Source organism: Acidisphaera rubrifaciens HS-AP3 (genome assembly GCF_000964365.1).
Lineage (GTDB): Bacteria > Pseudomonadota > Alphaproteobacteria > Acetobacterales > Acetobacteraceae > Acidisphaera > Acidisphaera rubrifaciens.
The window spans coordinates 1-4,818 of sequence record NZ_BANB01000567.1 but is presented as its reverse complement, the minus strand read 5'-3'; the positions used below and the strand labels follow the sequence as shown (position 1 = coordinate 4,818).

The 4,818-nt window shown below is 70.9% G+C and carries 5 protein-coding genes, 1 tRNA gene and 1 pseudogene; all 7 read left to right on the top strand.

The genetic code is table 11. From position 1 onward, the window contains the following. Positions 1–29: 29 nt before the first annotated feature. Positions 30–209 (top strand): annotated as a pseudogene (locus tag B8460_RS14760) (aminomethyltransferase beta-barrel domain-containing protein); the annotation flags it as partial. A 39-nt stretch (positions 210–248) separates the two neighbouring features. Further along, a tRNA-Met gene (locus B8460_RS14755) sits at positions 249–323 on the top strand. A 156-nt stretch (positions 324–479) separates the two neighbouring features. After that, positions 480–1,616 carry an acyl-CoA dehydrogenase family protein gene (locus tag B8460_RS14750; RefSeq protein ID WP_148360622.1) on the top strand — a complete coding sequence of 379 codons (1,137 nt, stop codon included), beginning with the start codon at positions 480–482 and terminating at the stop codon, positions 1,614–1,616. 30 nt (positions 1,617–1,646) lie between these two features. Then, a complete protein-coding gene (locus B8460_RS14745; protein ID WP_048862373.1) occupies positions 1,647–2,855 on the top strand; it encodes an acetyl-CoA C-acetyltransferase in 1,209 nt (402 codons plus the stop codon). An 8-nt stretch (positions 2,856–2,863) separates the two neighbouring features. Beyond that, entirely contained in the window at positions 2,864–3,733 is an 870-nt protein-coding gene (locus B8460_RS14740; RefSeq protein ID WP_158322877.1) for an enoyl-CoA hydratase-related protein, read from the top strand. A gap of 14 nt (positions 3,734–3,747) precedes the next feature. After that, positions 3,748–4,506, top strand: coding sequence for an SDR family NAD(P)-dependent oxidoreductase (locus B8460_RS14735; RefSeq protein WP_048862371.1), 759 nt, complete (start codon positions 3,748–3,750; stop codon positions 4,504–4,506). A 35-nt stretch (positions 4,507–4,541) separates the two neighbouring features. Next, positions 4,542–4,818, top strand: a 277-nt coding sequence (locus tag B8460_RS14730; protein WP_048862370.1) for a hypothetical protein, incomplete at its 3' end; no start/stop codon positions are given.

Genomic DNA, 4,818 nt, shown 5'->3' with positions numbered 1-4,818 from the left:
GAGTTCAGACGTGTGCTCTTCCGATCTAGGTCAAGCTGCGCGCGCGGGAGGCGCCGCAGCCCGCGACCGTGACGCTCGACGACCGGGGCGGCGGGCTGGCGCTGCTCGACGCGCCGGCGCTGGCGGCGCCCGGGCAGGCCTGCGTGTTCTATGACGGCGGCCGCGTGCTCGGCGGCGGCTTCATCGCGCCCCCGGCACCGCTTGGTTGACGCAAACGCGCCGGGCGCAGTATGTCCCGCGCGTTCCGTGGCGGCGTAGCTCAGCGGTAGAGCAGGGGAATCATAATCCCTTGGTCGGCGGTTCAAATCCGTCCGCCGCTACCATTTCCCCGGCCGATCCTCTTTCGATATGACGGCTTGCGTCGGGCGCTTCGGCCGGCGTGGCGCCCCATCGGGTTTGCGCGCCGTGCTTGGCCGTCGCGCGGGCGGCGAGGGACGCGGCGTCTTGCCACCCTACCGGGGCGTATGTAGCGTCCGGCCATGGACGACATGGCTGGCGGCTCCGAACTCGACTACCTTCGCAGCAGCATACGGCGGTTCCTCGAACGCGAGGTCGTGCCGCATCGCGACCGGTGGCGGCGCGAGGGGTGCGTCGATCGCGCGGTATGGTCCGCCGCCGGCGCGGCCGGGTTGCTTTGCCTCGCCATACCCGAACAATACGGCGGCGGCGGCGGCACCTTTCGGCACGAGGCGGTGCTGATCGAGGAGCTCGCCCGCATCGGCTTCGGCGATCTTGCGCTCAGTCTGCACAACGCGATCGTGGCGCCATACATTCTGCATTACGGGACCGAGGCGCAGCGTCTGCACTACCTGCCGGCGATGGCGCGCGGCGACATGGTCGGCGCCATCGCGATGACCGAGCCGGGGGCCGGCTCCGATCTCAAGTCGATGCGCACGACGGCGCGGCGCGACGGCAACGGCTGGACCCTGCGCGGGCAGAAGACATTCATCTCGAACGGCCAGCTCGCGGATCTCGTCATCGTCGCCGCCAAGACCGATGCGGAGGCGGGCGCGCGCGGCGTGTCGCTGTTCATCGTCGAGGCGGCGAAGGCCCAGGGGTTCCGGCGCGGCCGCAACCTCGAGAAGATCGGCCGTCATGCGCAGGACACGTCGGAACTGTTCTTCGACGACGTGAAGCTGCCCGCCGACGCGCTGCTCGGCGCCGAGGGGCGGGGCTTTCATCAGCTGATGTCGCAGCTGCCGCAGGAGCGGCTGGTGATCGGCGTGGGATCGGTTGCGGCGATGGAGACGGCGATCGCCGAGACGCTGCGCTATGTGCGCGAGCGGCAGGCGTTCGGGCAAAGCCTGTTCGATTTCCAGAACACCCGCTTCGTGCTGGCCGAGGCCAAGACGCAGGCGACCATCGGCCGCGTGTTCATGGACTGGTGCGTGGAGCGGCTGGTCGCCGGCGAACTCGACGCGGCGACGGCGGCGATGTCGAAATGGTGGGGGTCGCAGACCCTGTGCGAGATCGCGGACCGCTGCCTCCAGCTGTTCGGCGGCTATGGCTACATGGCCGAGTATCCGATCGCGCATCTTTGGGCTGACGCGCGGATCGGCATGATCTACGGCGGCAGCAACGAAATCATGAAGGAGCTGATCGCGCGCAGCCTGTAGGCGGCGGGTGGATCGGCCGAGAGGGGCGGCATGACCGACTGCTATATCTATGACCATGTGCGCACGCCGCGCGGGCGCGGACGGCCCGACGGCGCGCTGCATGAAGTGGCGCCGATCGATCTGGCGTCCGGCGTGCTGCGCGCGGTGCGCGACCGCAACGGGCTGGACACGTCGCTGGTCGATGACGTCGTGCTCGGCTGCGTGATGCCGGTCGGCGAGCAGGGACATGACATCGCCCGCGTCGCCGTCCTGTGTGCCGACTATGCCGAGACCGTCGCGGGCGTTCAGATCAACCGCTTCTGCGCGTCCGGCCTGGAGGCAACGAACATGGCGGCGGCGCAGGTCATGTCGGGCCAGTCCGACATGGTGATCGGCGGCGGGGTCGAGAGCATGTCGCGCGTGCCGATCGGCAGCGACGGCGGCGCGTGGCACACCAACCCGGAAGTGGCTTTCAAGACGTATTTCGCGCCGCAGGGCATCGGGGCCGACCTGATCGCGACGAAATGGGGCTTCTTCCGCGACGACGTGGATGCCTATGCGGTGCAGAGCCAGAGGCGCGCGGCCCAGGCCTGGGCCGAGGGACGTTTCGCCCGCTCCATCGCGCCGGTGACGGACGTGCTCGGCGACACGCTGCTCGCGACCGACGAGCACATGCGTCCGGCCACCGACATGCAGAGCCTCGGCGCGCTGAAGCCCGCGTTCACCTCGCTCGGCGAGGACTGCGGCTACGACGCGGTGGCGAAGCTGCGCTACCCGGAAGTGGACGCCATCCGTCACGTGCACACCGGCGGCAATTCGTCCGGCATCGTCGACGGCGCCGCGGCGGTGCTGCTCGGCTCGAAGGAGGCGGGCATCGCCGCTGGGCTCAAGGCGCGCGCGCGCATACGGGCGTTTGCCTCCATCGGCTCGGAGCCCTGCATCATGCTGACCGGGCCGGAGAAGGTGACGCGCAAGGTGCTCAAGCGCGCGGGCATGACGGTCGACGACATCGACCTGTTCGAGCTGAACGAGGCGTTCGCCTCCGTCGTGCTGCTGTTCCAGAAGCTGCTGGAGATCGACAACGACAAGCTCAACGTGAACGGCGGCGCGATCGCGATGGGGCATCCGCTCGGCGCGACCGGCGCGATGATCCTCGGCACCGTGCTCGACGAGCTGGAGCGGCGGGATCTCAATACGGCGCTGGTCACGCTGTGCGTCGGGGCCGGCATGGGCACCGCCACCATCATCGAGCGCGTCTGATGGGCGGCGTGACCCATGCCGTCGGCGCCGATGGCGTCGGCATCCTGACGGTCGACCTGCCGCAGGGGCTCGATGCCCTCGATGCGGCCACGTCCGGCACGGTCGCGGCGGCGATCGACGCATTGCTCGGTGATCAGGCCGTCCGCGGCATCGTGATCCACTTCCCGACCGCCTCCGAACAGGCGGGCGGGGCGGATGCCGGCGCCGTGGCGGCCGAGCTGCGCGCCGTCACGGACGCGGCGGCGCGGCGGAAGGCGGCGCTGGCGCGCGTCTCCGTCCTGCAATCGGCGCTGCGGCGTCTCGAGACGGGCGGCAAGCCTGCCGCTGCGGCGATCGGCGCCAGCCTGTCCGGCGGCGCGTTCGAGGTGGCGCTGGCCTGCCATCGCCGCGTCGTCGCCGATGACGCGGCGTTGCGGCTCGGCATGCCGCGCGTGTCGGAGGCGCGTATCCCGTCGGGCGGGGCGACGCAGCGTCTCGTGCGGATGGCGGGGGCGATTGCGGCGCTGAAGCTGCTTCATGGCGGGTCGCTGACGGCGGCGGACGCGCAGGCGGCGAAACTCGTCGACGAGATCGTGCCTGCCGATGCGGTGCTCGCCCGTGCCACCGCGTGGGTGCAGTCGGCCGGGGCCGAGGCGGCGGTCCGCGCCTGGGACACCAAGACGTTCCGGCTGCCCGGCGCCGATCCGCGCACGCATCACGGCGGTGGACAGTTCGCGGTCGCGAACGCGCTGCAGCGCAAGGCGACCGGCGGCCGGTCGCCCGCGGCGGACGCGGTGCAGCAGCTCGCCTATCAGGCGTGCCTCGTGCCGATGGATGTCGGCCTGCGGCTGGAGAGCAAATACGCGGCGCGTCTGCTGATCGACGCCGCGGCACACTGACGGGAGCACCGATAATGGACATCAAGGGCAGCGTCGCCATCGTAACCGGTGGCGGCTCGGGGCTGGGTGCCGCGACCGCGCGCGCGCTGGCCGCGCGCGGCGCCAAGGTGGGCGTGATCGACCTGAACGAGGCGAACGCCAAAAGCGTGGCCGACGAGATCGGCGGTCTGGCGTGCGTCTGCAACGTGGCCGACGAAGCGGCGGCCACGGCGGCGATCGCGGCGGTGGAAAAGGCCCACGGCGCGCCCCGCATCCTGATCAACTGCGCCGGGATCGGCGGATCGCATCGCATCGTCGGCAAGCAGGGGCCGTATCCGCTCGACGCGTTCGTGCGGGTGATCAACGTCAACCTGATCGGCACGTTCAACATGATCCGCCTGTTCGCGGCGCGGGCGCTGACGATGCCGCCGCAGGGCGAGGAGCGCGGCGTGATCGTCAACACCGCATCGGTCGCGGCGTTCGAGGGACAGATCGGACAGGCGGCCTACTCGGCGTCGAAGGGCGGCGTCGTCGGGATGACGCTGCCGATCGCCCGTGACCTCGCGCAGCACGCGATCCGGGTGAACACGATCGCGCCCGGGCTGTTCCTGACGCCGCTCCTGATGGGCCTCTCGGAAGAGGTGCGGGCGAGCCTGGGTGCGCAGGTGCCGTTCCCGTCGCGGCTGGGCGAGCCGCCGGAATACGCCGCCCTCGCGGTGCATATCGTCGAGAACCCGATGCTGAACGGCGAGACGATCCGTCTCGACGGCGCGATCCGCATGCAGCCGCGTTAGCGGTTTGGTGAGCCGGCCAGGGCATCCTGGCCGGCATGCATGCCCAGCCTCGCCTGCTGCATCTGGCTGCCGCGATCGAAGCGATCGAGGCGGGCGACTATGCGGGAGCGGCCGCGCGGTGCCGCGCATGGCTCGGCGCCGCTCGTCCGGAGCAGGTCGAGGATGCAGATGCGGCGCTGTTGACCGGCATGGCCCTCGCCGGACTGGCGGCGGAGGGCGCGACCCCGGTGCCCGACGCGCTGGACTGGCTGCTGCGTGTCGATGCCCTCCGTCCGGGCGGCGCCGCCGCCCGGGAGGCGGGACGGATGCTCG

What these genes read in the sequence shown, in the direction of transcription:
- B8460_RS14750 (WP_148360622.1), top strand. Translation starts at nt 480, where the DNA reads ATGGACGACATGGCTGGCGGCTCCGAACTCGACTACCTTCGCAGCAGC.
- B8460_RS14745 (WP_048862373.1), top strand. Translation starts at nt 1,647, where the DNA reads ATGACCGACTGCTATATCTATGACCATGTGCGCACGCCGCGCGGGCGC.
- B8460_RS14735 (WP_048862371.1), top strand. Translation starts at nt 3,748, where the DNA reads ATGGACATCAAGGGCAGCGTCGCCATCGTAACCGGTGGCGGCTCGGGG.